This is a genomic window from Nocardiopsis sp. iso_238 (assembly GCF_056173325.1).
Genome location: NZ_CM149668.1, coordinates 4,248,507 through 4,274,822 on the forward strand (window position 1 = coordinate 4,248,507; position 26,316 = coordinate 4,274,822).

The 26,316-nt window shown below is 71.7% G+C and carries 24 protein-coding genes and 3 tRNA genes; 14 read left to right on the top strand and 13 right to left on the bottom strand.

Annotation, left to right across the window (positions count from 1 at the left end):
- Positions 1-141 precede the first annotated feature (141 nt).
- Both kynU and AC0VYL_RS19255 read right to left on the bottom strand, forming a co-directional pair.
- Entirely contained in the window at positions 142-1,380 is a 1,239-nt protein-coding gene (gene kynU, locus AC0VYL_RS19250; RefSeq protein WP_475481046.1) for a kynureninase, read from the bottom strand.
- 34 nt (positions 1,381-1,414) lie between these two features.
- A complete protein-coding gene (locus AC0VYL_RS19255) occupies positions 1,415-2,317 on the bottom strand; it encodes a tryptophan 2,3-dioxygenase (RefSeq protein WP_475481047.1) in 903 nt (300 codons plus the stop codon).
- Positions 2,318-2,490: 173 nt separating this feature from the next.
- On the opposite strand from AC0VYL_RS19255, the gene AC0VYL_RS19260 reads away from it, so the two are divergent.
- Both AC0VYL_RS19260 and AC0VYL_RS19265 read left to right on the top strand, forming a co-directional pair.
- Positions 2,491-2,958: an Lrp/AsnC family transcriptional regulator gene (locus tag AC0VYL_RS19260; RefSeq protein WP_475481048.1), complete on the top strand. Its 468-nt coding sequence runs from the start codon at positions 2,491-2,493 to the stop codon at positions 2,956-2,958.
- Between the two features lie 445 nt (positions 2,959-3,403).
- On the top strand, positions 3,404-3,700 hold the full coding sequence (locus AC0VYL_RS19265) for a DUF4031 domain-containing protein (RefSeq protein ID WP_475454714.1): 297 nt from the start codon (positions 3,404-3,406) through the stop codon (positions 3,698-3,700).
- Here the strand turns inward: AC0VYL_RS19265 and AC0VYL_RS19270 are convergent.
- From AC0VYL_RS19270 to AC0VYL_RS19280, 3 genes are read right to left on the bottom strand one after another with little or no spacing between them, the layout of a single operon-like run.
- Positions 3,621-4,349, bottom strand: coding sequence for an HD domain-containing protein (locus AC0VYL_RS19270; protein WP_475481049.1), 729 nt, complete (start codon positions 4,347-4,349; stop codon positions 3,621-3,623). The genes AC0VYL_RS19265 and AC0VYL_RS19270 overlap by 80 nt on opposite strands.
- 37 nt (positions 4,350-4,386) lie before the next feature.
- Positions 4,387-5,049, bottom strand: a complete 663-nt coding sequence (locus AC0VYL_RS19275) for a response regulator transcription factor (RefSeq protein ID WP_475481050.1) — start codon at positions 5,047-5,049, stop codon at positions 4,387-4,389.
- Positions 5,050-5,089: 40 nt separating this feature from the next.
- A complete protein-coding gene (locus tag AC0VYL_RS19280; protein ID WP_475481051.1) occupies positions 5,090-6,640 on the bottom strand; it encodes a sensor histidine kinase in 1,551 nt (516 codons plus the stop codon).
- Between the two features lie 142 nt (positions 6,641-6,782).
- Here AC0VYL_RS19280 and AC0VYL_RS19285 point away from each other — a divergent pair, with 142 nt between their 5' ends.
- The gene (locus tag AC0VYL_RS19285) at positions 6,783-8,057 is read left to right on the top strand and encodes an MFS transporter (protein WP_475481052.1); all 1,275 of its coding nucleotides are present in this window, start codon (positions 6,783-6,785) and stop codon (positions 8,055-8,057) included.
- A gap of 82 nt (positions 8,058-8,139) precedes the next feature.
- Positions 8,140-8,619 (top strand): VOC family protein, encoded by a 480-nt coding sequence (locus AC0VYL_RS19290; RefSeq protein ID WP_475481053.1) that lies wholly within the window; start codon positions 8,140-8,142, stop codon positions 8,617-8,619.
- A gap of 31 nt (positions 8,620-8,650) precedes the next feature.
- Here the strand turns inward: AC0VYL_RS19290 and AC0VYL_RS19295 are convergent, their stop codons facing one another.
- Positions 8,651-9,421 (bottom strand): DeoR/GlpR family DNA-binding transcription regulator, encoded by a 771-nt coding sequence (locus AC0VYL_RS19295; protein WP_352387749.1) that lies wholly within the window; start codon positions 9,419-9,421, stop codon positions 8,651-8,653.
- Between the two features lie 232 nt (positions 9,422-9,653).
- Here AC0VYL_RS19295 and AC0VYL_RS19300 point away from each other — a divergent pair, with 232 nt between their 5' ends.
- Together AC0VYL_RS19300 and AC0VYL_RS19305 are read left to right on the top strand one after the other, a co-directional pair.
- Entirely contained in the window at positions 9,654-10,370 is a 717-nt protein-coding gene (locus AC0VYL_RS19300) for a glycerophosphodiester phosphodiesterase (RefSeq protein ID WP_475454726.1), read from the top strand.
- A gap of 282 nt (positions 10,371-10,652) precedes the next feature.
- Positions 10,653-11,273 (top strand): TetR-type transcription factor C-terminal domain-containing protein, encoded by a 621-nt coding sequence (locus AC0VYL_RS19305; RefSeq protein WP_475454728.1) that lies wholly within the window; start codon positions 10,653-10,655, stop codon positions 11,271-11,273.
- Positions 11,274-11,283: 10 nt separating this feature from the next.
- Here the strand turns inward: AC0VYL_RS19305 and AC0VYL_RS19310 are convergent, their stop codons facing one another.
- Entirely contained in the window at positions 11,284-13,167 is a 1,884-nt protein-coding gene (locus tag AC0VYL_RS19310) for a GDSL-type esterase/lipase family protein (RefSeq protein ID WP_475481054.1), read from the bottom strand.
- A 254-nt stretch (positions 13,168-13,421) separates the two neighbouring features.
- Between AC0VYL_RS19310 and AC0VYL_RS19315 the strand changes: the two genes are divergently transcribed.
- The 3 genes from AC0VYL_RS19315 (at position 13,422) to AC0VYL_RS19325 (ending at position 14,823) form a co-directional block, all read left to right on the top strand.
- Positions 13,422-14,024: a hypothetical protein gene (locus tag AC0VYL_RS19315; protein ID WP_475454731.1), complete on the top strand. Its 603-nt coding sequence runs from the start codon at positions 13,422-13,424 to the stop codon at positions 14,022-14,024.
- 19 nt (positions 14,025-14,043) lie between these two features.
- The gene (locus AC0VYL_RS19320; RefSeq protein ID WP_475481055.1) at positions 14,044-14,481 is read left to right on the top strand and encodes a hypothetical protein; all 438 of its coding nucleotides are present in this window, start codon (positions 14,044-14,046) and stop codon (positions 14,479-14,481) included.
- 135 nt (positions 14,482-14,616) lie between these two features.
- Positions 14,617-14,823, top strand: a complete 207-nt coding sequence (locus tag AC0VYL_RS19325) for a hypothetical protein (RefSeq protein ID WP_475481056.1) — start codon at positions 14,617-14,619, stop codon at positions 14,821-14,823.
- A gap of 343 nt (positions 14,824-15,166) precedes the next feature.
- Here the strand turns inward: AC0VYL_RS19325 and AC0VYL_RS19330 are convergent.
- Positions 15,167-15,240, bottom strand: a tRNA-Ile gene (locus AC0VYL_RS19330).
- Between the two features lie 261 nt (positions 15,241-15,501).
- Here AC0VYL_RS19330 and AC0VYL_RS19335 point away from each other — a divergent pair.
- A complete protein-coding gene (locus AC0VYL_RS19335) occupies positions 15,502-16,491 on the top strand; it encodes a malate dehydrogenase (RefSeq protein ID WP_475454737.1) in 990 nt (329 codons plus the stop codon).
- 147 nt (positions 16,492-16,638) lie between these two features.
- Positions 16,639-19,131: a DEAD/DEAH box helicase gene (locus AC0VYL_RS19340; RefSeq protein WP_475463150.1), complete on the top strand. Its 2,493-nt coding sequence runs from the start codon at positions 16,639-16,641 to the stop codon at positions 19,129-19,131.
- A gap of 31 nt (positions 19,132-19,162) precedes the next feature.
- Here the strand turns inward: AC0VYL_RS19340 and AC0VYL_RS19345 are convergent, their stop codons facing one another.
- Positions 19,163-19,648: a cytidine/deoxycytidylate deaminase family protein gene (locus AC0VYL_RS19345; protein WP_475454739.1), complete on the bottom strand. Its 486-nt coding sequence runs from the start codon at positions 19,646-19,648 to the stop codon at positions 19,163-19,165.
- Entirely contained in the window at positions 19,648-20,349 is a 702-nt protein-coding gene (locus AC0VYL_RS19350; RefSeq protein WP_475454741.1) for a RibD family protein, read from the bottom strand. The genes AC0VYL_RS19345 and AC0VYL_RS19350 overlap by 1 nt, the downstream gene beginning before the upstream one ends.
- Positions 20,350-20,955: 606 nt before the next feature.
- Between AC0VYL_RS19350 and AC0VYL_RS19355 the strand changes: the two genes are divergently transcribed.
- Positions 20,956-21,840 carry an SAM-dependent methyltransferase gene (locus AC0VYL_RS19355; RefSeq protein ID WP_475454742.1) on the top strand — a complete coding sequence of 295 codons (885 nt, stop codon included), beginning with the start codon at positions 20,956-20,958 and terminating at the stop codon, positions 21,838-21,840.
- 119 nt (positions 21,841-21,959) lie between these two features.
- Here the strand turns inward: AC0VYL_RS19355 and AC0VYL_RS19360 are convergent.
- Both AC0VYL_RS19360 and AC0VYL_RS19365 read right to left on the bottom strand, forming a co-directional pair.
- Positions 21,960-22,032: transfer RNA gene (locus tag AC0VYL_RS19360), tRNA-Asn, on the bottom strand.
- 164 nt (positions 22,033-22,196) lie between these two features.
- A tRNA-Asn gene (locus AC0VYL_RS19365) sits at positions 22,197-22,269 on the bottom strand.
- A 158-nt stretch (positions 22,270-22,427) separates the two neighbouring features.
- Here AC0VYL_RS19365 and AC0VYL_RS19370 point away from each other — a divergent pair.
- Together AC0VYL_RS19370 and AC0VYL_RS19375 are read left to right on the top strand one after the other, a co-directional pair.
- Entirely contained in the window at positions 22,428-22,772 is a 345-nt protein-coding gene (locus tag AC0VYL_RS19370) for a hypothetical protein (protein WP_475481057.1), read from the top strand.
- A gap of 2 nt (positions 22,773-22,774) precedes the next feature.
- Positions 22,775-23,320 carry a hypothetical protein gene (locus AC0VYL_RS19375; RefSeq protein ID WP_475454745.1) on the top strand — a complete coding sequence of 182 codons (546 nt, stop codon included), beginning with the start codon at positions 22,775-22,777 and terminating at the stop codon, positions 23,318-23,320.
- A 22-nt stretch (positions 23,321-23,342) separates the two neighbouring features.
- Here AC0VYL_RS19375 and AC0VYL_RS19380 read toward each other — a convergent pair whose 3' ends face one another.
- Positions 23,343-26,270: an FAD-binding and (Fe-S)-binding domain-containing protein gene (locus AC0VYL_RS19380; RefSeq protein WP_475481058.1), complete on the bottom strand. Its 2,928-nt coding sequence runs from the start codon at positions 26,268-26,270 to the stop codon at positions 23,343-23,345.
- Positions 26,271-26,316 lie beyond the last annotated feature (46 nt).

Genomic DNA, 26,316 nt, shown 5'->3' on the forward strand with positions numbered 1-26,316 from the left:
CGCCGGAGCGTCGGCGTGGCATCTCCGCCATGGCAAAGACCGGGCCATCCCGGCACTGGGGAGGGTCACCGGAAGGCGCCCGAGGCCCCGTGGACACAAAGAACTCCCCGGTGGGTTGCCCCACCGGGGAGTACGTGTCGGTCAGGTGACCTGTGACCTCTGGTTGAACCGTTCGGCCCGCCACTCGCCGGACTCCACGACCTCCACCAGCGCCGTCGCGGCGTCGTACACGTCCACGTAGCGCAAGTAGAGCGGCGTGAAGCCGAAGCGCATGACGTCGGGGGCCCGGAAGTCCCCGATCACACCGCGCTCGATCAGCGCCTGCACGATCGGGTACCCGGCGCCCTCCTCCGGCTGGACGAGGGAGACCTGGCTGCCGCGCCGGTCGTGCTCCGCCGGGGTGATCGAGGCCAGCCCCACCGAGGCGGCCCTGGCCAGGAACAGGTCGGTCATGGCCAGGCTCTTGGTCCGGACCCGGGACAGGTCGGCCTTGGCCCACACGTCCAGCCCCGCCTCCAGGGCCGCGTCCGCCACCAGGGGCTGCGATCCGCTGAGGAAGCGCGAGACTCCCGTGGCCGGCTCGTAGTCGGGGGCGAAGTCGAAGGGCCGGGCGTGCCCGTGCCACCCGCTGAGCGGCTGGTCCGAGGCCGCGTGGTGGCGGCGGGCCGCGTACAGGAACGCGGGGGCGCCGGGGCCCGCGTTGAGGTACTTGTACGTGCACCCCACCGCGAAGTCCACGTCGTTCCCGGACAGGTCGATGGGCACCGCGCCCACGCTGTGGCAGAGGTCCCAGATCACGAGGGCGCCGTGCTCGTGCGCCAGGCGGGTGATCCCGGCCATGTCACGCAGCACCCCGCTGCGGTAGTCCACGTGGCTCAGCAGCAGGACGGCCACGTCGCCACGGGACAGGGCCTCGGCCAGCTCGGGGCCGTCGGGGTCCACACGGCGCTGTTCGGCCCCGGCGAGACCAACAGCGCCCTCGGTGACGTACAGGTCGGTCGGGAAGTTGCCCGCCTCCCCCAGCACCACCGTGCGGTCGGACAGGCGCAGGGCCGTGACCAGGGTCTTGAAGAGGTTGGCGGAGGCGCCGTCACCGACGACCACCTCGTCGGCACCGGCCCCGACCAGCGGGGCGACCTTGGCGCCGAGGGTGCGCGGCTTGTCCCACCAGCCCGCGTCGTTCCAGCTGCGGATGAGGTTCTGGCCCCACTCGCGCTCGATCATGTCGGCGACCCGGGCGGGGGTGGAGCGGGGCAGGGCGCCCAGCGAGTTGCCGTCGAGGTAGATCACCCCTTCGGGGAGGACGAACTCCTCGCGGAGGGGGGCGAGGGGGTCGGCCGCGTCCAGGGCGGCGCACTCCTCACGGGAGATGGGCGTCATCGGGTCCTGCTTCCTAGTGCCGTGGTGTCCTGGTCTAGATGGTGCTGCGCAGGGACCACAGTTCCGGGAAGACGTCCTTCTCGGCGTTGCGGGCCAGCCAGTTGAGACCGTTGGATCCGCCGCTGCCCGGTTTGCCGCCCATCGTGCGCTTGACCGCGACCAGGTGGAGCTGACGCCATCGTGTCACCCGCTCCGCGACGTCCACCAGCGCCTCGGCCAACAGGTACAGGTCGTTCCCGGGGCGGTCGTCGGCGTAGACCTCGATCCAGGCGGCCTCGACCTCGGGGGAGGGCTCGTAGTCCTCGCTCCAGTCCCGCTCGGCGCGGGCGTCCGGGACGGGCAGGCCCCGGCGGTGCAGCAGGCGCAGCGCGGCGTCGTACAGGCTGGGGCGCTCGATCAGGGCGGTGAGGTCGTCGACGACACCGGTCATGGCCTTGTGCGGGCGGATCATGGCAGCGGACTTGTGGCCGAGGACGAACTCCAGCTTGCGGTAGCTGTAGGACTGGAAGCCGGAGGCCTCGCCGAAGGCGTCCCGGAACCGGTTGAACTGGGTGGGCGTCATGTCCCCGAACAGGCCCCAGGTGCTGTTGAGCACGTCCTGGGCGTTGCAGGCGCTGCGCAGCCAGGCCACGGCGCCGGGGACGTCGTCCACCTCCAGCGCGTCCCGGGCCGCCTCCCAGCGCTCCTGGACGAGGGTGAACAGGAGCTCCATCACCTGGGTGCCGATGATGAAGGCCGACTCGGCGGGCTCCTTGGTGCGCGGGTTCTGGAGGCCGAGCAGGGTGTCCACACCCAGGTAGTCGGCGTAGGGCGTGTTCCTGTCGAAGCTCAGGGTGGGCTTGCCTTCGTTGCTCTCCGCCTTCGTGGCGCGGGCCTCGGCCGCGCCGACGTCAGTCGGGGCGTAGGGGCACTGCTGGGCGGACGTGGTGGAGAGCATCGGGTGTACCCCTCGTGTACTGCGTGACTGCGGTGGTCTCACGAACCTGCGTGTACGTGAACTCACATACTCGAACAATTGACCCCGATAAGGAAGGGACGTCGACCACGCAAGTCGGGCACTGACCTAGCATTCGTAACAGGAATCCGACATCAGCCTTGGGAACGTGAAGTATGGCCTCACGACTGGAAACCCCACTGGACAGCGTTGACCAGCGCATCCTCGACGAGCTCCAACGGGACGGGCGCCTGTCCTTCAATGAGCTGTCCCGGCGGGTGAACCTCTCCGCGCCCGCCGTCGCGGACCGGGTCCGCCGCCTGACCGACCGGGGGGTGATCACCGGCTACCACGCCCACGTGGACCCGGCCGCCGCCGGTCTCCCGGTCACCGCGCTCGTACGTATGGAGTGCTTCGGCGCCCACTGCCTGTTGCGCGAGCAGTCCTCCCTGGAGCTGCCGGAGATCCTCCAGGTGCACCGGGTCACCGGCGACGCCTGCTGTGTGCTGCTCATCGCGGTGCGTTCCATGGAGCACTTCGAGGAGGTCATCGACCAGCTCGCGGAGCACGGCCGCCCCTCCAGCACCATGATCCTGTCGAGCCCGGTCCCCTGGCGCGTCGTCACCGCCCCCCGGACCCGCTGACGGCCAACCCCGCACCCGCCAGCCCTCCCCCGCAGGTGCGGGGCTCACCGAGGTCCGTCGGGCCCGTCCGGCCGCCACGCCGTCCATCCCCGCGACCGCTGGGCTCACGAGTGGATCCGGGCGATGTGGGTGAGGACCCCGGCCCATCCCCGTGTGCGCGGGTCTCACGGAGAAGCGGGTCTCACGGAGAAGCGGGTCTCACGGAGAAGGAGACCCGGCGCGACCAGAGCCGCGTGCGCGGGTCTCACAGGTGAGAAGCGGCGCGGGGACCAACGAGAGTCGGCCTCCCCCGAGCTTGCGGGGCTCCGGTGAACGTCCTGCGATGACGGGGGCTCTCCTCGGCCCTCTCCTCCGTGGCCCTCGGACGGGGTCGACAGCAATCCAGATGGAGGGGGTCAGCGAACAGGCCGTGAAGAGCACGGGGCCGCGCGTCTAGGGTTGACCGGTGAGTGTACTGATCGACAGCCCCGTCTGGCCGGGCCCCCGTGGGTGGCGCTTCGCCCACCTGGTGAGCGACAGCTCCTTCGAGGAACTGCATTCCTTCGCGCGAGAGCTGGGGGTCCCCGCCCGGGCCTTCGAGAGGGACCACTACGACGTCCCCGAGCACCTGCACCCGCGTGCTCTGGAGCTGGGGGCCGAGCTCGTCAGCGGCCGTGAACTGGTCACCCGTCTGCGGGCGGCGGGACTGCGCCGCCCCAAGCGCGGCGGGTCGGGGCAGGCTCCTCCGAGAGCTCGCGGCTGAGCCGGTCCACCTCGGCCAGCATGTTGGACCGGGCCCGGGGCTCCCAGTGCGCCCGACCGAACTCCGTGTGGAACAGGTGCGGGCTCTCCAGCAGCGAACGCAGGACCGGCAGCCGTCCGGCCCGGAACACCCGGTCGGGGTAGCGCCAGTACTCGGCGCGGACCGCCGAGGTGTAGGCCAGGTACTTCTCCGGAGCCCCGGCCAGGGTGGACAGGTCGGCGTCGGAGAGCACCGCGCCGTTGGCGTCCCCCGGCTCGGGCCGGTGGTCCCTGGTGACACCCACCAGCCGCACCACCTCGGAGATCAGCACCGGGTCCTTCCCCAGGAGCGCGAGCAGACGGTGCGCCAGGGCCTCGCTCTGGTCCTCGTCGTGGCCGGGGTTGCCCTCGTACACGGCGTCGTGGAACCAGACCGCGTACCGCACGGCGTCGACGTCGCGGGCCTCCTCCTGGAGCACGTCCACCGCCCGCAGCGTGCTCCACAGGTGGGAGAGGGTGTGGTAGCGGCGGTGGTCCTCGCTCCAGCGGCCGAGGAGTTCGTCCCCCACGGCGCGCGCCTCGCAGTCCTCACCGGCGAGCTGACGCCAGGACGCGGCGAGGAGGACGGCGTCCTCCTGCCGCAGGGGGTGGAAACGGTCCTCGGAGCTCATGCCACCAGTCTTCCCGCCGGGGCCCCGGCCCAAAAGGTCAGCGCGCGGCGTCCTCGACCAGCCCGGCCTCGTAGGCGAGGACGGCCGCCTGGACCCGGTTCCGCATGCCCAGGCGGCTGAGGATGGCGCTCACGTAGCTCTTGACCGTGCCCTCGACGAGGAAGAGGCGTTCCGCGATGTCGGCGTTGGACAGGCCCGCGCCGACCAGGGCGAGCACCTCCCTCTCGCGGTCGGTGAGGTCGGCCAGGCGTGCCGCCGCGGCGGCCTCCTTCGCCGCTCTGCCTCCGCCGAACCGCTCGATCACCTGCCGGGCCACCCGGGGCGACAGGTAGGCGCCGCCTTCCGCGACCGCGTGCACCCCGGCGATGAGCTCACGGGGGTCCCCCGCCTTGAGCAGGAACCCGCTGGCGCCGTCCCCGAGCGCCTGGGAGATGTAGGCGTCCTCCCCGAAGGTCGTCAGGATGACGACCCTGGTGCCGGGGGCCACCCGCAGGATCTCGGCGCAGGCCGCGAGCCCGTCCATGCGCGGCATGCGGATGTCCAGGAGGACGACGTCGGGGCGGTGGGAGAGCACCAGCTCCACCGCCCGGCGTCCGTCGGCGGCCTCCGCGACGACCTCGATCCCCGGATCGCTCCGCAGGATCGCCCGTACACCCGCGCGGATCATCGCCTCGTCGTCGGCGAGCAGCACCCTGATCACAGTTTCCCCATCTCCGGTCCCGGTCGCGGCGTCCCACGGCTCATCTCGTCAGTCTCTCCTTGGTCACCAGCGCCCCGTCCTCGAAGCACAGCTGGTAGAAGTCCACGTCGTCGTCGAACATCCCCGCCGAGCTTCGGTACTGCTCGCAGGCGGGGTCGGCGGAACCGAACTCCGCCAGGTGCGCCTCCGTGATCCGCATCGGCTGGGCCGGGAGGGGAAGGTCATCGCGGTGCGCGCCCACGGAGACCGCCGCGAACTCCTCCGGTGGGAGGGTGCTGTCCGCGAGGCTCTCGGCGAGGACGTAGTAGACCGTGGCGACCACGAGGACGACCACGGCCACGGGGGCGGCCACCAGGGCCAGGGTCCACGGCTGGACACGTCTGCGGGCCGCCCTGTGGAGCTGGTCGATCACCTCGCCCTCCACCACCTCGGCGCCGTCCAGCGGAAGGATGGCGCGCACCCGCCAGCCGCCCTCGTGGGGACCCGTGGTCAGCGCCCCGCGCGCCAACCGCACCCGCTCCCCCAGCCCGGTGAGGCCGTGCCCGCCGCCGGAGCCCGGTTCCTGGCCCGGCTCGTCCGGTGGGCGGTTGGTGACGCACGCCTCCACCCGGGTGTCGTCGGCGGTCAGCCGCACCTCGACGGGGGCGCCGGGCGCGTACTTGGTGGCGTTGGTCAGGGACTCCTGCACCACCCGGTGCACGGCGCGGTCCACCATCGGCGGGAGCGCGTCGAGTGGTCCCGCACTGACCAGGGTGACGTCCACCCCCGAGTCTCGGGCCCGTGCGACCAGCGCCGGGACGTCCTCGCCGACCGGGGCGGTGGGGGCGGGTCCGGCTCCGGTGCCGGGGCGCAGGACGCCGATGATCTCGCGCAGTCCGGCGGTGGCCTCCACCGCGCCGGCGCGCAGCCGGGCGACCTCCTCGCGGTGGTGCTCGGCCAGGTCCGGCGCGACCTCCAGGGCCCCGGCGCGCAGCGCGATCAGGCTGAGGTCGTGGCCCAGCGAGTCGTGCATGTCCTGGGCGATCCGGGCGCGTTCGCGCAGCCTGGCCCGGTCGGCGGTGAGCCGCTGTTCGAGCTCCAGCTGACGGGCGTGCTCCCAGCCCGCCTGGCCCAGTTCCCTGTGCTGGCGTCGGTAGACGCCCACCAGCCAGGGCAGCGCGGTGCAGAACACCAGGGTGGACCCGGCGGTGACCCACAGTCCGGGGGTCTCGTCCACGTGGTTGAGCACGAGCACCGCCATGGCCAGGCAGAGGCCCGCGAAGAGCGCCACCGCGGGCCCGAGCCGTGCGGACCGGCGTCCGGCCAGGTAGGCCGCGCACACCAGGAGGACCGTGAAGGCCTGGGACCACGTGCACACGAACACGGCCACGCACGGGGCCAGCAGGGGGTGGGTGCGGCTGAGCACGACCACCACCCCCGCCAGGGCCACCAGCACCAGGACGGGCAGGGCGGGTTCGTACCCGGCGACCGTGAGGGCGTAGGCCTCGGCCAGCAGGACGAGGGAGGTCCCGAGCCACAGCAGGAGGTCGCGCGCGAGGGCGCCCCGGGTGGGCCGTCCGGGTGCCGGGAACCGGCGCGGGTCGAAGTCCATGCTGGTGAACCTACACAGGGGTACCGGTCTCGGGGCACCCACGAAAGTCAGGGTTCGTCCTCCTCCTGGAGAGATCCACCTATCATGGGATGGTTTGCGGCCGAGGGCGACGGCGCGGCACCACGAGACAGAACGAGGCTGAATGTCACCCCTGGAGACCCTGCGACGGATGCACCGGATCGCCGGCTGGCCCCTGCTCCTCGCCACCTTCCTGGCCCGGCTCCCCGTGTCCATGACCCTGATCGGGCTCCTGACCCTGGTCACCAGCACCACCGGCAGCGTCGGCGCCGCCGGACTGGTCTCCGGGGCGTTCGCGCTCGGTGAGGCGATCGGCGGACCGATCATCGCGCGCTTCGCGGACCGCCACGGTCAGCGCGTCCCCGTCCTGGTCATGGCGATCGTGGACGCCGCCCTCATCGGCGCCCTGGTGGCCGCCGTCACGGCGGACGCCCCGCTGACCGCGCTGGTCGCGCTGGCGGCCGTCGGCGGTCTGTGCATGCCCCAGGTGGGGCCGATGGCCCGCACCCGCTGGGTGGTGCTGATCCGCAAGGGCCCCGACCGCGGGCTGGAGCGCGAGCGCTCGGTGTCCGCCGTGATGTCGGTGGAGGGGGTCCTGGACGAGGCCTCGTTCGTCCTGGGTCCGGCGCTGGTCGGTGTCCTCACCCTCACCCTGTCCCCCTCCGCGAGCGTGCTCGGCGCGGCCGTCCTGATCGGCGTGTTCGGCACCGTCTTCGCCCTGCACCCCACGGCCCCGCCCGGGTCGGCACCCGTACGCGGCGCCGAGGGGCGCATCACCCGGCCCGCCCTGCTGCTGCTCGCCGTGCCGATGTTCTGCCAGGGGCTGTTCTTCGGCGGGATGTCGACGGGTGTGACGGCGTTCGCGGACAACGCCGGGCACGGCGACCTGTCCGGGCTGATGTACGCGGTGATGGGCTCCAGCAGCGCCCTCGCGGGACTGATGATGGCCTCGCTGCCGGTGGGCTTCACGCTGACCGCGCGGACCCGGGTGGCGGCGGGCGGCCTCGCGCTGCTCACCCTGCCGCTGTACCTGGAGCACGGTCCCGCGACCCTCGCGATCACCATCCTCGTCCTGGGCATCGCGATCGGTCCGCACCTGGTGAGCCTGTTCGGCCTGATCGAGCGCGCCGCCCCGCCCAGCCGCCTCTCGCAGTCGATGTCGATCATCCTGAGCAGCCTGATCCTGGGACAGGCCCTGGGCTCGATGATCTCCGGCTCGCTCGCCGACTCCTACGGGCACCAGGGCGCGTTCGCGCTGGCCACGGCGGGCGGGGTGATCTCGTTGGCGGTGACCACGCTGGTGCTGCGCGCCCGGTGGTACGAGCGTCCCGCCTCCCCGGACGGAGCTGCCTCCGAACCGCCCGTGACCAAGGACACGGGACTCAGTTCCGGGGTCTGACCTGCGACGACGCCGTATCCAGCGTGCAAGGTGTTAAGCGCGCGTCAAGACGTCGGGCGGCGGTCCCGAGGTGTGCGTAGGCTTGTCGATCGTGCTCGATCTGTTCAAGGCGCTGTCCCCCCGCGCCAGTCTCCGCCGCGAGGCCTCCCCGCCTCCTCCGATCGCCGGGATCGCCCGCGTGACCCTGTCCGTGCGCGACCTCGACGTCAGCGTGCGCTTCTACCGCTCCGTCCTGGGCCTGAGGCCGGAGCACCCCGCGCACACCGACGGGCCGCCCCCGACCGTCTTCCCCCTCCCAGACGGGCTGACCGTCGCCCTCGTCCAGCAACGGGACAACTTCAAGGGACGCTTCGACAGTCGCCGCTGCGGTCTGGGCCGCCTCACGCTGGCCGCCGCCAACCTCGGCGTCCTGGAGGCCTGGGAAGACCGCTTCACCCGGTTGGACGTGGAGCACACCCCGGTCGTGCACACCGAGGAGGGGTCCATCCTGGCCTTCCAGGACCCCGACGGCACCGAGCTCGCCCTGTTCGTGCCCGCCGACCCCGACACCGGCGAGGACTAGTCGGCCCGGCCCGGAGGGGCCGGGCGCGCCGCTACTCGCTCGGGACGGTCTTGAGCCGGATGTCGCGCTCACCGAGCTCGTCCACCGCCGAACGCGGCAGGCGGTCGTCGGTGACGATCAGGTCGAACTCCTCCAGGCGGGCCACCCGGAAGGTGCCGAACTTCCCGTACTTGGTGCTGTCCACCACCAGGACGCTCTTGGAGGCGATGCGCAGCAGTTCCTGCTTGGCGATCACCTTGGCCTCGGAGGGCGTGGTCGAGCCGCGCTCGGCGTCCCAGGAGCTGCTCGCGATGAACGCGAGGTCCACGTTGACCTGCCGCAGGAAGTCGGCGGTGAACTGTCCGACGGAGGAGTGGTCGGAGTGCGACACCACGCCACCGGTGTGGATCAGTTCGATCCCCGGGTACTCCATCAGGTGGCCGACGACGTTGAAGTCGCTGGTGATGACGGTCAGCCCGACCTTGTCGGTGAGCAGCGGCACCATCTGGAGGGTGGTCGTCCCCGCGTCCAGGTAGATGGTGAAGTTCTCGCGTACGAGCTCGGCGGCGGCGCGCGCGATCGCCCGCTTGGCGGGCACCTCCAGCTGGGCCTTGGCCAGGTAGGAGGGTTCGCTCTTGAGCCGGGCCGCCAGCCGCACGCCTCCGGTGACCGACAGGACCTTGCCGTCGTTCTCCAGGGCCTGGATGTCGCGACGCACGGTCATGTGGGACACGGACAGCATCGACGTGAGCTCGTTGATACTCAGCACGTGGCGCTCCTGGAGGAGCTTCAGGATGTGCTCTCGCCGCTGGTCCGGGATCATCGTTCGCCTCACACTCGGGGGCCTGGCCTGCGGGTGCCGTTCGGATACGACACCCCTTATCGAAGTTTCCCAGGTAGCCGTACCCAGGACGTGCCCCCACGACGTGAGACCGCTCGCAATCGGGGCGCGAACGACCCGTGCGCGGTCCCCCCGCCTGCGGTCCGGGACGCCTTGGTGGGCGTTTTTCCTGTTTGCACCACGTAACCGCGGGGTCTTTGCCACTCTTGACTCCATGACGTTGTCCATCGCACTACGCGGAGACACCGCACGATTCCCCGGGAACACGCTCCCGGCACTGCGCTCGGCCCTGCGTGCCGGAGCCGACCTGGTCAAGATCGACGTCCACCTGACCTCGGACGGGTATCCCGTCCTGGTGGACGAACGTGTCGTGGCCCTCCCGGGTTCCCCGCCGCGCCAGGTCGCGGACCTGACCCTGGCCGAACTCGCCTCCGCCAGGGACGACGTGGAGCGCCGGATACCCACCCTCATGGAGGTCATCGCGGAGTTCGGCGGCGGGAACACCGCGCCGCTGCTGGTCGACGCGGCCTCTCCACAGGCGGCGCTGGCCGCCGACACCGTCCTGCGCGAACACGGGTTCGGCGACCTGGCGCTGTTCACCGGGCCGTTGGAGACGCTCCAGGCGCTGCGCGCCCGCAGCCCCGGCGCCCGGATGATGCTCGCCTGGGAACAGCCCGGACCGCCGCCGGAGGAGGTGGCCCGCACGCTGCGCCCGACGTTCCTGGGGATGCACTTCTCCCTGGTGGACCGGGAGCGGGTGGCCGACCTCCACCGGCACGGTTTCGGTGTGGTGGCCTGGACCGTGAACGAGTTCCCGGAGATGGCCCGACTCATGGGAATGGGCGTGGACGCGCTCGCCACCGATCGCGTCGACGACCTCGTTTCCCTGACTTCGGGCCGTGCCCAGGAAACGGCACCGGGGCCGCCGTGAACAATGGTGCGCGCGGCACGGAACGGCACGGCGACAATTCCCGTCCCCTTCCGGGATGGCACCGGAATATCCGGTGCGCCATTCGCGTGTCCCAGGGGACGACCTGGGGGAACGAACGACGACTCCCCCACTCGGTGACGGCGGGAACATCAACACCACGCGCACCCTGAATGACATCTTCTCCGGTCAATTCCTCCGTTCCACACTGTGTGTCGACCGTTCGCGGATATCCTTGTCTCCCCCTGACGTCCGCGGTGCACACCGACCGACGAGAAACGACGAATGACGGCCGATCACCCCCCGAACGCACTTCGCACGACGGCACCCGTCCTGGACTGCGCGGCCCGGCTGTTCGCCGAGCACGGTTCGCGCGGGATCGCCATGTCCGACCTGACGCGGCTCATCGCCACCGAGACGCGCACCGACGCGGCGTGCCTCAGACGTGCCTTCCCCACCCGGTTCGACCTCTCCTACGCGGTGGTCTTACGCGCCACCCGCGAGCGGGTCAACGGCCAGTTGGCCGCGGACGCGCCCGGGAACGCCCCCACCGAACGCATGTCCAGCCTGGTCCGCAGACACGTGAACTCCGGCTGGCGGCACCGCTCCGCCATCGCACTGAGCCAGGAACTGCTGCCCACCCTGCGCGCCATCCACCCCGTCCGGCACCGGGAGATCAGCTCGCTGCACCGGACCTACCGCGAGCACGTCCGCGAGATCATCGTGGCCGGGGTGACCGCCGACCAGTTCCGGATACGGGACACCGGCAGGGCCACCGACAGCGTCCTGGAGACCTTCGACTCGCTCCTGCACTGGTACGACCCCGAGGCCGGGCTCAGCCTCAGCGACCTCGGCGGCGTGTACGTGGACCTGGTGATCCACCACCATCTGCGCTGTCCGCGCTGACCGCGTCGGCTCAGCCGCCGACCAGCTCGTACAGGTCCACGGACTCCGCGACGGCCCGAAGCCCGGCGTCGTTGGGGTGCAGGTGGTCGCCGGAGTCGAACTCCGGGCGTATCCGCTCCGGGACATCGGGGTCCCGCAGCACCGCGTCGAAGTCCCACACCCCGGTGAAGACCGATTCCGGGTCCCCCGCCTCCGAGCGCAGGTGCGCGTTGACCCGCTGGCGCGCCTGCTCCACCTCCGGAGTGCACCGGGAACCCCCCGCGCACGGGGCGAGCGTGGCCACGAACACCCGCACCCCGTGCTCCTCGGCGGTCAGGGCCAGCCGTCCGAGCCCGGCGACCACCACGTCCGGGGTGGCGCCCCAGCGCAGGTCGTTGATCCCGGCGAAGAGCACCAGGGCCTCCACTCCGTTCTGCGCGAACACGTCCCGCTGGGCCCGGTGCAGCATGCTCACACCGCTGGCGTAGGTGGACACGCCCTCGCCCGGGTAGCCGTCCGAGGTGATCCGGTTGCCCGCCACCCCGAGGTTGAGAACGCCCAGGTTCGGCAGGTCCTCACTCCGGTGCAGCCGTGCGCTCAGCACGTCCGGCCAGCGCGCGTGTCCGTCCCGGGTGGAGCGCAGGCCGTCGGTGATGGAGTCGCCGTAGGTCACCACAGCTCCGGGCCCGTCCATCACCTCGACGCCCGTGAGGAAGGGCCACTGCTCCACCAGGCCGGTGAAGGGTTCCCCCGTGCGGTCCAGGGTCTGGTCGCCGCTGCCGGGGACGCTCGTGTAGTTGGTGTCGACCGACGCGTAGTGGATGGGGGCGGCGGTCACCCGCTCGGGCAGGTGGACGCTGACCAGGAGTTCGGTCTGCGGTGGCAGGAGGATGTCGACGGGGTCGGTGACCAGTCTCCCCCCAGCGGGGATGACCGCGCCGGGCGCCCCGTCGAAGGTCAGCGGGACCGGCGCCCCGTGGGTGGCCGCGCCCTCGCCGCGCAACGAGACCGAGACCGCCCCGAGAGCGACCGGGCGGGAGGCGAAGGTGTTGTCGAACCGGAGGCGCGCCTGGTGTCCGCCGGTGGTCGTGCGGACGGTCATCCGCAGCGTCTGGTCCTCCCAGGGGCCGACCGACGCGTACCCGGAGACGGCCCGCGCCCAGGTGCCGGTCCAGGCCTGCGCGGCCCGCCCGCCCAGGGAGAACACGTGCAGGCTGGCGTCGTCGTCGGCGACGGTGGGCAGGACGACGTGGTCGACCTCGCGTCCCTGGTCGAGCGGTACCGAGCGGGCGTAGAGGCGGACGGACCCGATGGCGCCCTGCCCGAATCCCGTGGCCGAGTTGGCGTAGGGCAGGGACAGGGCGGAGTCCCCGGCCGGACCGGCCGCCCAGTCGGGGACGGAGAGCGGGAAGTCCTGGGTGGTGCCGTCCGTGTAGACGACGCGGCCCTCGCCCCGGACGTCGGCGCCGGTGCCGTCGGTGCGGGTGCCGGTGGCCAGGAAGGTGAGGGAGTCCCACCGGGCGGGTTCGGCCGACAGGGCCACGGACTGGCCGTCGGCGGTCACGTGGTCGGGGCGGCCCGGGCCGTAGGCGGGGAGTGCGAGCGGCGTGTCCAGGAGGACCACCTCCTCCCCGGGGTTCCAGCCCGCCGCCGCCAGGGTGCGCGCGGAGAGGCTGTTGCCCGCGCCGTCGAGGTCGGCGGAGCCCACGGTGCCGTCCTGGGAGACACCGGTCTCGTCGAGGACTTCGGAGAGCGGGAGCGCGCCGGACTCGTCACGGTCCTCGGCGGGCCGCATGGCGACGTCGCGGGAGACGCTGGCGTTGAAGGCGACCAGCAGCAGGACGGCCACGGTGCCGACGGAGACCACCCTCAGGACATGGTCCCAGACTGTGGCGGGCCGGTCCGTGCCGTACACCGCCGTTCTCCCCCCGTCCACCGCACGCCTTCCTCACCGGTTCCGTCCATTCACCACACGTGTTCGACGGTCCCCGCGGCGCGGTGGTTGCCGAGACGTGGGCCACGGTGCCCCTCCGACCGGCGGCCAGTCTAGGGCGTATCGGACCAATCGGGTTCCGGACCTGCCGTGAGCGGCCCCAGTCGTCCCCAACACGGAACGTGGCGTTTCGCGCCCGGTACCCGGGGGCACAGGCTCGTCAGGAGGTACCCCCCGTGGAGACCGGAACGATCGTCATCATCGTCGCGGCCGTGGTCATCGTCATCGGAGGAGCCGCGATCATCGCGTGGCTGGCGGTCCTCCCCGCCCTGCGCACGCGGCGGCTCAGGGAGCGGTTCGGCCCGGAGTACGAGCAGGCCCTGGAGGCGTACGGCGGCAGGGAGGGGGCCGAACAGGACCTCTCCGGACGGCTGCGCCAGCGCCGGGGCACGGATCTGCGCGCACCCACCGAGGAGGAACGCTCGGACTACGCGCGTGCCTGGACCGACGTGCAGAAGGGGTTCGTCGACGACCCGGTCGGAGCGGTCCGGGGAGCCCGAAGACTCACCGACACCATCATGCGGGACCTCGGATACCCCGACGGTCCCGTCGCGGAGGACGGCGTCCACGACGACGCGAGCTTCGAGCGGCGGGCCCGGGACCTGTCCGTGGACCACCCCGGGGCGGTCGCCCGGTACCGCGCCGCCGGGGCCGCCGGGCACCTCGCGGAGGCCGACCAGGCGGCCACCGAGAACCTGCGCGAGGCCCTGATCGCCTACCGGGGCCTCGTGGAGGCCCTGCTCGGCACCGAGACCACCCGCACCGCACAGGTGGAGTAAGCACACGAGGGAGGTACACATGGCGGATCGCCCAGTACGGCCCAGGCACCGTCCGGGTGCGAAGCGGATCGACCCCGGACCCGTGGAGCCCCCCGCTCCGACGGAACAGTCGGAAACCCCCGAGCCCGCCGAGGTCAGAGTGCCCCGGCAGGGCAGCCCCCGGAAGACCCCCGACCCCTCCCGGAGCTGGCGGCCGCACCCCCGTGGCCTGGTCCCAGGCGAGGTACGTGAACGCTGGGACGAGGCCCAGGGCGCGTTCGTGGACGACCCGCCGGGTTCGGTGCGCGCGGCGGACGCCCTGGCCTCGGAGGTGGCGGACGCCGTGATCGCGGAGATCGAGGCGCGCCGCGAGGCCCTGCGCACCGCACTGGAGGACGCGGACGGGGACACCGAGGCCCTGCGCGTGACCCTGCGCGACTACCGCGCCTTCGTGCGGGGGCTGGTCGGAGACGACTGACCCTCGTCCGGGGCGAAGGCGACGGCCGGTCGCGACCGGCCGTCGCCGCTCCCGGTGGACCCGCGTCGCGGAGTGGGAACGTGACAGGGCCCCGAGAGCGGCCATCCGAGCGGCTACGCGCTGGTGGCCGCCGCCGTGAGCCTGGCCCAGGCCGGGGTGTCCAGTCCACTGACCCGGGAACAGATCCAGACCGCCCACCTGGCCTACCTGCCCGACCCGCCGCCCCTGCCGGAGGAGGAGGCCCAGGCCTGGTACCAGCGTGCACGGGAACGTTCCGCCGCCCAACGGGAGCAGTGGGCGAGGATGCCGGGCCTGTGGTGGTTGAAGGGCTTCGGGACCTGAGGGCGGTTCTCTAGGGCGAACCGGGACGGGTGCACCCCTCACCGCGTCGGTGCGTCCGCCAGCCGGAGCAGTGGCGTCCCTCCACACCGGACTGCGGAATGGGCTGGCCACGGACTTCATGTCCTTCTTGGGTTTTATGCCCGAATCACGAGCGGGAGTGAAGAGGAATCCCGCACGCGCATGAAGGGCGGTTTCGACGGGTTCGAGCGCGCGGAACTTCAACGCGCATTCCCCGGAGCCACCGGGACGGGGCCGTAACCGACCGCACACGTCCGGAAGAGAAAGAAAGCGCCGCTGGCCTGTCTGTGCAGGCTGGCGGCGCTTTTCGTATGTTCGGAAGGGGTAGGCCGGGCAGGACTCGAACCCGCGACCCAGGGATTATGAGTCCCCTGCTCTAACCAACTGAGCTACCGGCCCTCCGTCGTCAGCAAACGTCATCCTAACAGGATGCGTCCGGCGTTTCCTCGCCCGAAATCCGTTGCTCCGCAAGGCTTGCCCGCACCTGTGACGACGCGCGAAGCGCTTGGGCGCACCTTGGTCGCGAGCGGCACCGGGGGGCGGTCTAGGGTGTGATGGTGCGGCGCGCGCCTGGCCGTACCCCCTGGGCCCGGCACCGGAGCCGTCACGAACCCGTTGGTAACATCGCGGGTCGCACAACGTCGTCAGGAGAGTTCACGCATGTCCAACGCACCCGTCAACGTCACCGTCACCGGCGCCGCCGGTCAGATCGGCTACGCACTGCTGTTCCGGATCGCCTCCGGCCAGCTGCTCGGCGCCGACACCCCGGTGAAGCTGCGCCTGCTGGAGATCCCGCAGGCCGTCAAGGCCGCCGAGGGCACGGCGATGGAGCTCGACGACTGCGCCTTCCCGCTGCTCCAGGGCATCGACATCTTCGACGACGCCACCAAGGCGTTCGAGGGTGCCAACGTCGGCCTGCTGGTCGGCGCCCGCCCGCGTGGCAAGGGCATGGAGCGCGGTGACCTGCTCCAGGCCAACGGCGGCATCTTCAAGCCCCAGGGCGAGGCCATCAACGCCGGCGCCGCCGACGACATCCGCGTCCTGGTGGTCGGCAACCCGGCCAACACCAACGCCCTCATCGCGCAGAGCCACGCCCCGGACGTCCCGGCCGAGCGCTTCACCGCGATGACGCGTCTGGACCACAACCGCGCGCTGACCCAGCTCGCCAAGAAGCTCGACGTGTCGATCAACGACATCAAGAAGCTCACGATCTGGGGCAACCACTCCGCCACCCAGTACCCGGACCTGTTCAACGCCGAGGTCAACGGCGCCAACGCCGCCAAGGCCGTCGGTGACCAGGCCTGGCTGGAGAACGACTTCATCCCGACCGTCGCCAAGCGCGGCGCCGCGATCATCGAGGCCCGTGGCGCGTCCTCGGCCGCCTCGGCCGCCAACGCCGCCATCGACCACGTGTACGACTGGGTGAACGGCACCCCCGAGGGCGACTGGACCTCGGCGGCCATCCCGTCCGACGGCTCCTACGGCGTCCCCGAGGGCCTCATCTCCTCGTTCCCCGTCACCTCCAGGAACGGCAAGTGGGAGATCGTCCAGGGCCTGGAGATCGACGAGTTCTCGCGCGGCCGTATCGACGCTTCGGTGCAGGAGCTCGTCGAGGAGCGCGACACCGTCAAGCAGCTCGGCCTCGTCTAGGTTCGGAGCGGTACCACGGTGACGGGCACGTTCCCCCTCGGGGACGTGCCCGTCCGTGTTGCGGGCGCCGGTGAGGGGACGAACACCCCGCCGTGTCCCGAAGGGGGTCGGGGAGCGGGCAGTATAGAGACCGTGAGTCTCATTGATGTGCTTCCGGCCGAACCAGAACCCGACTCCCTCTTCGAGGCGTTCGCTTTGTGGGCCGAGGAGCGGGGCCTCACCCTCTACCCGCACCAGGAGGAGGCCCTCATCGAGGTCGTCTCCGGGTCGAACGTCATCCTCAACACCCCCACCGGCTCCGGCAAGAGCATGGTCGCCACGGGCGCGCTCTTCGCCGCCCTGGCACGGAACGAGTGCGCGTTCTACACCGCGCCCATCAAGGCGCTGGTGTCGGAGAAGTTCTTCGACCTGTGCAAGATCTTCGGCACCGAGAACGTCGGCATGATGACCGGTGACGCCAGCGTCAACGCCGACGCGCCCATCGTGTGCTGCACGGCGGAGGTCCTCGCCCAGATCGCCCTGGCCGAGGGCCGCGACGCCGACATCAACACCGTCGTGATGGACGAGTTCCACTTCTACGCCGAACCCGACCGGGGCTGGGCCTGGCAGGTGCCCCTGCTGGAGATGCCCCAGGCGCAGTTCCTGCTGATGTCCGCCACCCTCGGGGACGTCAGCCGGTTCGAGGAGGACCTGGAGAAGCGCACGGGCCGGTCGACCGCCGTGGTCACCTCAGCCGAGCGCCCCGTCCCCCTCTACTACGACTACCGGACCACCCCCCTGCACGAGACCCTGGAGGAGCTCCTCGGCAACGGGGACGCGCCCGTGTACATCGTGCACTTCACCCAGGCGCAGGCGATCGAGCGCGCACAGTCGTTGACCAGCATCAACATGTGCACCAAGGAGGAGAAGGCGCGGATCGCCGACGAGATCGGCAACTTCCGCTTCACCACCAAGTTCGGCCGCAACCTGTCCCGCTACGTGCGGCACGGCATCGGCGTGCACCACGCGGGGATGCTGCCCAAGTACCGGCGCCTCGTGGAGCGGCTGGCTCAGGCCGGGCTGCTCAAGGTCATCTGCGGCACCGACACCCTGGGGGTGGGCGTGAACGTGCCCATCCGCACGGTGCTGTTCACCGCCCTGAGCAAGTACGACGGCGTCCGCGTGCGCAGGCTGCGCGCGCGAGAGTTCCACCAGATCGCCGGCCGCGCCGGGCGGGCGGGGTTCGACACGGTCGGCAACGTGGTCGCCCAGGCCCCCGAGCACGTCATCGAGAACGAGAAGGCGCTGGCCAAGGCGGGCGACGACAGCAAGAAGCGGCGCAAGGTGGTGCGCAAGAAGGCCCCCGAGGGGTTCGTCTCGTGGGACGAGGCCACCTTCCGCAAGCTGATCGACGCCGACCCCGAGCCGTTGAACTCGCGCTTCCGGGTGAGCAACGCGATGCTGCTGAGCGTCATCGCGCGGCCGGGCAACTGCTTCGCCGCCATGAAGCACCTGCTCACCGAGAACCACGACGACCGCAAGTCGCAGCGGCGGCACATCCGTGAGGCGATCGCCATCTACCGGTCGCTGCTGGACGGCGGGATCGTCGAGGCCCTGCCCGAACCGGACGGCCAGGGCCGCACGGCCCGGCTCACCGTGGACCTCCAGGCCGACTTCGCCCTCAACCAGCCGCTGTCCACGTTCGCCCTGGCCGCGCTGGAGCTGCTGGACACCGAGTCCCCGACGTACCCGCTGGACGCCCTCACCGTGGTGGAGTCCACGCTGGACGACCCGCGTCAGATCCTCGGCGCCCAGCTCAACAAGGCCCGGGGCGAGGCCGTCCAGCAGATGAAGATGGACGGCATCGAGTACGACGAGCGCATGGAGCGGCTGGAGGAGATCGACTACCCCAAGCCGCTGGAGGAGCTCCTCGACCACGCGTACGAGGTCTACCGGCGCGGCCACCCGTGGGTGGGCGACCACCCGCTGCGGCCCAAGACCGTGGCCCGCGACATGTACGAGCGGGCGATGAACTTCGTGGAGTACGTCGGCTACTACGAGCTGGCCCGCTCCGAGGGTCTCGTGCTGCGGTACCTGGCCAGCGCCTACAAGGCCCTCAACCAGACGGTGCCGGACGACTCCAAGACCGAGGAGCTGCGGGACCTCATCGAGTGGCTGGGCGAGCTGGTGCGCCAGGTGGACTCCAGCCTGCTGGACGAGTGGGAGCAGCTCACCAACCCCGAGGAGGAGGCCGAGGGCGAGACCGCCGAGGCCGAGGAGAGGGTCCGTCCGGTCACCTCCAACGCCCGCGCCTTCCGGGTCCTGGTCCGCAACGAGATGTTCCGCCGCGTGGAGCTGGCCTCCCGTCGGCGCTACGGCGACCTCGGCAAGCTGTCCGAGGACGACGAGTGGAGCGGCGAGGAGTGGGCCGAGGCCGTGGAGGCGTACTACGCCGAACACGACCAGATCGGCACGGGCCCGGACGCGCGCGGCCCGAAGATGCTCCTCATCGAGGAGGAGGACGACATGTGGCGGGTGCGGCAGATCCTCGCGGACCCGGCCGGTGACCACGACTGGGGCATCAGCGCCGAGGTCGACCTGGCCGCGTCCAACGCCGAGGGCCGAGCCGTGGTGCACGTGACGGACGTGAACCGGCTGTAGACGGGCGGGGACCTCCGTGCGGAGGTCCCCCTCAGCCGAGCAGGTGGGCGTTGACCTCGCGGACGCCCTCCGCGAGGTCGGGGCGTTCGACCACGGTGACCCCCGCGGCGGCCAACCGCTCGGCGCCGTCGCAGTCCACGAACAGCGCCGGTTCGCGCCAGGCCAGGACCACCCGTCGCACGGGTGTGGCCAGGATGAGCTCCGTGCACGAGCGCGGCCGCGAGGCGCGGGAGCTGCACGGTTCCAGGGACGAGTAGACGGTCGCCCCGGCCAGGCGCGGGTCCTCGGGGTCGATCCCGCGCAGCGCGACCTCCTCGGCGTGGTCGTGCGGGTCGTCGCGGCGGGAGTACCCCGCACCGAGGACCAGACCGTCCTCGGCCACCACGACGGCCCCCACCGAGTAGGCGGTGGTCGAGGGCGGGCAGGAGCGGGACAGCCGCACCGTCTCCGCGAGCCAGAACGCGTCGGCCGCGCCCTCCTCCGGCGCCGGTCCGCCCGTGGTCCCGTTCCGTTCCATCACCGCTCCCCTGGGCCGAGGACGTACCGGAGCACCGCGATCTCTCCGAGGGCGCGGGCCTCCACGAGGCGCATGGGCGACCCGGGGGTGTAGGGGTAGGCGCCCGGCATGACGAAGCGCGGGGCGTCCTCCTCCCCCACCAGGAACGGGGCGACCGCGAGCCGGAGCTCGTCGACCAGCCCCGACGTGAGGAAGAGGGTGTGGATGTGGCCGCCGCCCTCGACCAGCAGGCGGGAGACACCGCGCGCCGCGAGGTCGGCCAGGATCGCCTCGGCGGTGGGCGGCTCACCGGCGTCCACGACCTCGGCGGGCGGATCGGTGTCGGGGCGTCCGGCCAGGAGGCGGGTGGCGGTGGCCACCCCGGCACCGCCCGTGTAGACGACCGCGCCAGCGTCCCCGGTGGAGAAGAGGCGTGCGCCGGGGTCCACGCCGCCGCTCCGGGTGACCACGGCCTTGAGCAGGTTCTCGGTGCGCCCCTGTGCGCGTCGGCGTTCCCTCAGGACCGGTGAGCGCACGAGGAGGCGCGGGTCGTCGGCCCGCAGGGTGCCCGCGCCGACCAGGATGGCGTCGCACCCGGCGCGCAGTTCGTCGATCTCGGCGAAGTCGGCCTCGTTGGACAGGCGGAGGCGTTCGGGGCTGGTGTCGTCGATGCGTCCGTCGATCGACATCGCGCAGCTCAGGATGGTGTGGGGACGGTCCATGGCACCAGGTTAACGGGGGTCGGGGAGCCGGGCTCCGAGGATGCGCGCCCCCTTCCCCGAGCACCCCCTTTCCCGACGCTTCCCTCGACTGGGGACGACGAATGACCTAACGGCGCTTCAGTGGATTCTCGCAGGCAGGCGGGGGCGTTAGGGAAATTGTCCACCGCCTTTCCAATAGTGGCACCGCCCGATTTCACGCCCGAACCGTTCGGGACCGACGACCCGGGCCCTTCGGGCACCACCCACGCGGAGCGGCCGGACGCGTGGGGGCCGGAACGTCGGCGGCGGAGGTCCCGGTGAGGCCTGAGGGAAGGGGGATGTGGCTCCCTCCGCTGCGGGTGTCCGGGGCGAAGGAGACACGACCCCACCCCCATTCCTCGCAAAATGGACATTAGGTGTATAAGCGCAAGTTCACGCAAGCCCGTCTTAACGTGTGACGTCCACACCTCCAAGGACGAGCCCGGGCGACGATTTTTACCACCTGTATCGTGGACTCTGTTAACAACCGCGCCAACGCGGAATAGAATCCTTTGACGCGACCCCGCGAGGGGTCATCCCAATCTTGGGAGTCGACCGCACTTCCCCACCTCAGACAAGAGGACGGCGATGTCTCGTTTCACCTCCCCCGACTTCCTGAGGCAGGCGGGGGACAATCACGTCCGGGCCAAGCCCCCGCCGCCCGTCAACCTGGCCAGGGCCAACATCCACCGGCTCCACTCCTTCCACCTCAAGGGCAAGGACCACTTCCAGGTGGACCGGGACCTGGCGGCGAAGGCCGAGAACACCGCGGCCGGGTTCGTCGACCTCGTCCTGGGGGAACGCGCCTTCCTCCAGCGGGCGGTGCGTCACCTCTCCGCCGATCTGGGCATCCGTCAGTTCCTCCAGGTGGGTGCGGGCATGCCCGCTCCGGGGGATCCGCACGAGATCGCGCACGAGAGCGTCCCCGACGCCCGGGTCGTCTACGCCAGCCACGACCCCGTGGTGCTCGCCCACCACCTGGCCCTGATCCGCGACGGCCGCACCACCACCGCCGTGCGCGGCGGGCTGGAGGACGTCCCGAGCCTCCTCCGCGACCCGGAGACGAGCCTCCTCGACCTGGACCGGCCGGTCGGCCTCCTGCTCACCGGGGTGGTCTCGCACCTCGGCGACCTCGACGCGGCCGCTCGCGGCGTCGCGGAGCTCCGCGATGCCCTGGCTCCCGGCAGCCACATGGTCCTCAGCCACTACTGTCGCCCCGACCCCGTCCGCCACCCCAAGGACGCACTCCGGGCCGACCAGCTCCAGCAGCTCTTCACCGAGCAGCTCGGGCACGGGTACTGGCGCGACGAAGCCGACGTCGCCTCGCTCTTCGACGGCTGGGAGTCGGTGCCTCCGGGCCTGCTCCAGGCCCAGAAGTGGCGGACCCTGCCGGTCGCTCCCCCCATCCCGGGGAGCTACCAGATGCCGCACCGCAACCGGCAACTGATCATCGGCGGCGTGGGACGCGTCTGAGTACGGTCCACCCTCGTCCCCGCGTTGGAGCCCACGGGCCCGGCAGCGGGCGGGGGTCGCCCGCGTCCACCCACACGACGAAGGCCCACCGGACTCCTCCGATGGGCCTTCCTCCAACGCTCCCGCGACTGGACTCGAACCAGTAACCTGCCGGTTAACAGCCGGCTGCTCTGCCGATTGAGCTACGCGGGATCGCGTCTCCCCCAGGCCCTGCGGCCTTGGCGACAGCACCAATCCTAGCGCGTCCGCAAGGGTGCTCGTGACGTTTTCCCGGACCTCGGCGCAGCTTCCGCGACGCCGGAGGGACGCACACGACGAAGGCCCACCGGACTCCTCCGATGGGCCTTCCTCCAACGCTCCCGCGACTGGACTCGAACCAGTAACCTGCCGGTTAACAGCCGGCTGCTCTGCCGATTGAGCTACGCGGGATCGCGTGCCTCCGGGGCCTGCGGCCTCGTCGACATGAACAGACTAGCGCGCTTCGGGAGTGCTCGTGACCGGTGTCGGCCCGTGTGGCCCGCGGCACGACCGGGTAACGTCGGGGCACGGACCACGCCGACCGTCACCAAGGCCGTAAAGAGGAACCCATGCGCTACCGGATCACGTTCGTCGCCGGACTCGCCATCGGATACGTGCTGGGCGCCAAGGCGGGCCGGGCCCGCTACGAGCAGCTCGCCCGCACCGCACGCAAGGTGGCCGACAGCCCCCTGGTCCAGGAGGTGGCCGGGGTCGTCGGCGCGCAGACCAGCAGGGCGGGCCGCGCCGTCTACGACAGGGCCGTCGACAAGATGCCCATCACCTCCGTGCGCGACTTCCTGGCGCGACCCACCGAAGAGGAGATCGAACTCGTCGAGTGGGAGACCAGCCCGTCCAACGGCACCCGCCCCGGGACCGGTGCCAACGGCGGCGGGGCCGAGGGCCGGGACGTCTGAGGATGGCACTGTTCGGCCAGAACGTCCCCGAGGACATACGTTCCCGACTGGAGCGCGGCGAGCGGGTGCTCTCCCAGGCCCGGGTCGCCGCCCCGGCGGGGAGCGCCCCCGCCGCCGAGGGCTCCGGGACCGCCGCCGTGCTGGTGGCGACCACCCGGGCCCTGTACCTGCCCGACGGGCGCAGCGTGCCCTGGCAGGACATCGACCGGGCCCGGTGGAGCCCGGACACGCTCACGTTCGTCGAGGAGGGGGTGGGCGAGCACACCGTGCGGCTGCGCACCGAACTCACCGGCGACCCGGTGGACTACCGGCGGATCGCCGAGACCGTCGCCGAACGGGTCACCTCCACCATCCTGGTGAACCGCTTCGTCCCCTTCCCCAACGCCGAGTCCGCCACCGGTTTCCGGCTCGTGGCCCGGCGCGCGCCCCTGGGCAGTGAGATCGACTGGCGGGTGCACCTGGGCGAGGACCTGGACCCCGAGGACCCGCGCCTGACCGACGCCGTCTCCCGGGCCCTGGCCCTCCTCCACGAACAGATGGGCGTGTGAGCCCACCGCGTACCCGTACGCGTCAGTCGCGCTGGGCCCGGTCCCCGCGGTCCAGGCCCAGCGCGAGCGCCTCGGCCAGGTGCAGGGCCCGGCGCCCGGTCCCCTGCTCGATCTGGGTGCGGCAGCTGTAGCCGTCCGCGAGCACCAGGGTCTCGGGCGCGGCCGCGCGCACCCGGGGCAGGAGCTCGCGCTCACCGATGGCCGAGGACACCTCGTAGTGCCCCTCGGTGAAGCCGAAGTCGCCCGCCAGACCACAGCAGCCCGAGTCCAGCACCTCGCCGTCGATCCCGGCGCGGGCAATCAGCTCCCGGTCCGCGTCGAACCCGGACACGGCGTGCTGGTGGCAGTGCACCTGCGCCAGAGCCGAGGCGTCCACGCGCGGCGGCCGCCACTCCGGGGCGTGCTCGTTGAGGAACCCGGCGAAGGTGTGCACGGCGGCCGCGACCCGTGAGCTCTCCTCCCCCGGCAGCAGCTCCACGAGGTCGTGCTTGAGCGCGGCGGTGCAGCTCGGCTCCAGGCCGACCACGGGAAGCCCCTGGGACACCAGCGGCGCCAAGGCGGCCACCGCGCGGCGCATCACCGCCCGGGCCACGTCCAGCTGCCCGGTGGAGACCCAGGTGAGTCCGCAGCAGACCTGCCCCTTGGGCAGCACCACGGAGAACCCGGCGTCCTCCAGCACACGGACGGCCGAGACCAGGACGTTCGGGTTGAACAGGTTGCCGAAGGTGTCCGGCCACAGCACCACCTTGGGACCGCCCGCGCGGCCCTCGCCCCGGTTGAGACGGCGCCGGTGGGCGCGGGTGAACGTGGTCGGGGCGAAGGCGGGGAGGTCGCGTTCGGCGGCCACCCCGGCCATCCGCTTGGCCAGCGAGGACACCCCGGGCAGGCGGACCGCCCGGTTGGCCTCCATCGGGGCCAGGGAGGCCAGGCGGGCCAGGACCGGCAGCCAGCCCATCGAGTAGTGCGCGGCCGGGCGGATCCGCCCCTTGTAGTGCTGGTGCAGGAACTCGGACTTGTAGGAGGCCATGTCCACGTTGACGGGGCAGTCGCTCAGGCACCCCTTGCAGGACAGGCACAGGTCCAGGGACTCCCGGACCTCCTCCGAGCGCCACCCGTCCGTGATCACCTCGCCGTTGGCCATCTCGAACAGCAGGTGGGCGCGGCCGCGCGTGGAGTGCTTCTCCTCCTGGGTCACCTGGTAGCTGGGGCACATCACCCCCGGACCGCTCTGGCGGCGGCACTTGCCCACCCCCGAGCAGCGGCGCAGCGCCTTGGCGAAGTCCCCGTCGTCCTCCCCGTAGGCCAGGGTGGTCTGGGACAGCAGCGGAAGTTCCGGGCGGACGTCGGTGGCGACCCGGATGTCGGCGTCCAGTGGGAGCGGGTCGACGATGATGCCCGGGTTCATCAGGTTGTCGGGGTCCCAGGCCCGCTTGAACTCACCGAAGGCGCGGATGAGGCCCTTCGGGTACATGCGGGAGAGGAGCTCCGAGCGCGCCTGGCCGTCACCGTGCTCGCCGGAGAGCGATCCCCCGTGCCGCACCACGATCCCGGCGGCCTCCTCCATGAAGGCCCGGTACTCGCGGCGTCCGCGCTCGTGCGTGAGCTCGAAGTCGATGCGCACGTGCAGGCAGCCGTCACCGAAGTGCCCGTAGACGACCCCGTAGCGGTCGTGGCGGGCCATCAGTGCCTCGAAGTCGCGCAGGTAGTCACCGAGGTTCTCCGGCGGGACCGCGGCGTCCTCCCAGCCCGACCACGCCTCGGCCCCGGTGGGGGTGCGCGAGGTGAGTCCGGCGCCCTCCTCGCGGATGCGCCAGAGCGCCTTCTGGTGGGCGGTGTCGGTGACCACGGCGGAGTCGCGCGGGCGGGTGCCCTCGCCCAGGGAGTCGATCATCGTCCGCGCGGCGGCGGCCGCCTCGTCCGGTGTCGCGCCCGCGATCTCCACCAGCAGCCAGGCGTGGCCGAGCGGCAGCGGCACCCGTGACTTCGACCCGTGGCGGTCCAGGGCCGCCACGATGCGGTCGTTGATGCCCTCGACCGTGAGGGGCGAGTGCTCCAGCAGCCCGGGCACGGCGTCGGCGGCCGAGGGGGCGTCGTCGTAGCCCAGGACCGCCAGGGCGCGGGCCGGGGGCGACTCGACCAGGCGCACGGTGGCGCCCACGACCAGGGCGCAGGTGCCCTCGGTGCCCACCAGGGAGGCGGCGACGTCGCGGCCCTTCTCCGGCAGCAGGCGGTCGATGGCGTAGCCGGAGACGCGGCGCCGGAACTCGGGCATGGCGGTGCGCATCTCCGCGCGGTGCGCCTCGACGAGGCGGGCCAGCGCCGCGTGGATCTCCCCCTCGCGTCCGGGGCGGGCGGCCAGTTCCTCGAACTCCGCTTCGGTGTGCTCGGAGCCGACGGTGATCCGGGTGCCGTCGGAGAGCAGCAGGTCGAGGGAGACCACGTTGTCGGCGGTCGTGCCCCAGGCCACCGAGTGGGAGCCGCAGGCGTTGTTGCCGATCATGCCGCCGATGGTGCAGCGGCTGTGGGTGGAGGGGTCCGGCGCGAAGGTGAGCCCGTGTTCGGCGGTGGCGGCGCGCAGGTCGTCGAGGATGACCCCGGGCTGGACCGTGGCGGTGCGTGCCTCCGGGTCGATGTCGAGGATGCCGCGCAGGTGGCGTGAGGTGTCGATGACCACGCCGGTGCCGATGGCGTTCCCGGCGATGGAGGTGCCGCCGCCGCGCGGGATGATCGGCACCCGGTGCGCGGCGCACGCGCGGACGGCGGCCACGCAGTCGTCGACGGTCTCGGGGATGACCACGGCGAGTGGGACGCGCCGGTAGTTCGAGGCGTCGGAGGTGTAGAGGGCGAGCGTGCCCGCGTCCAGGGCGACGGTGCCCCGGACTCCCTCCTCCAGGTCGCGGCGGAGTGCGGGAAGGTCCGGGTGTGGGGTGGTGCTGTGCGGATCGGCCATGCCCTCAGCGTGGCGCGGGCGGTGTGGGGTGGCAACCTCGGCGCGC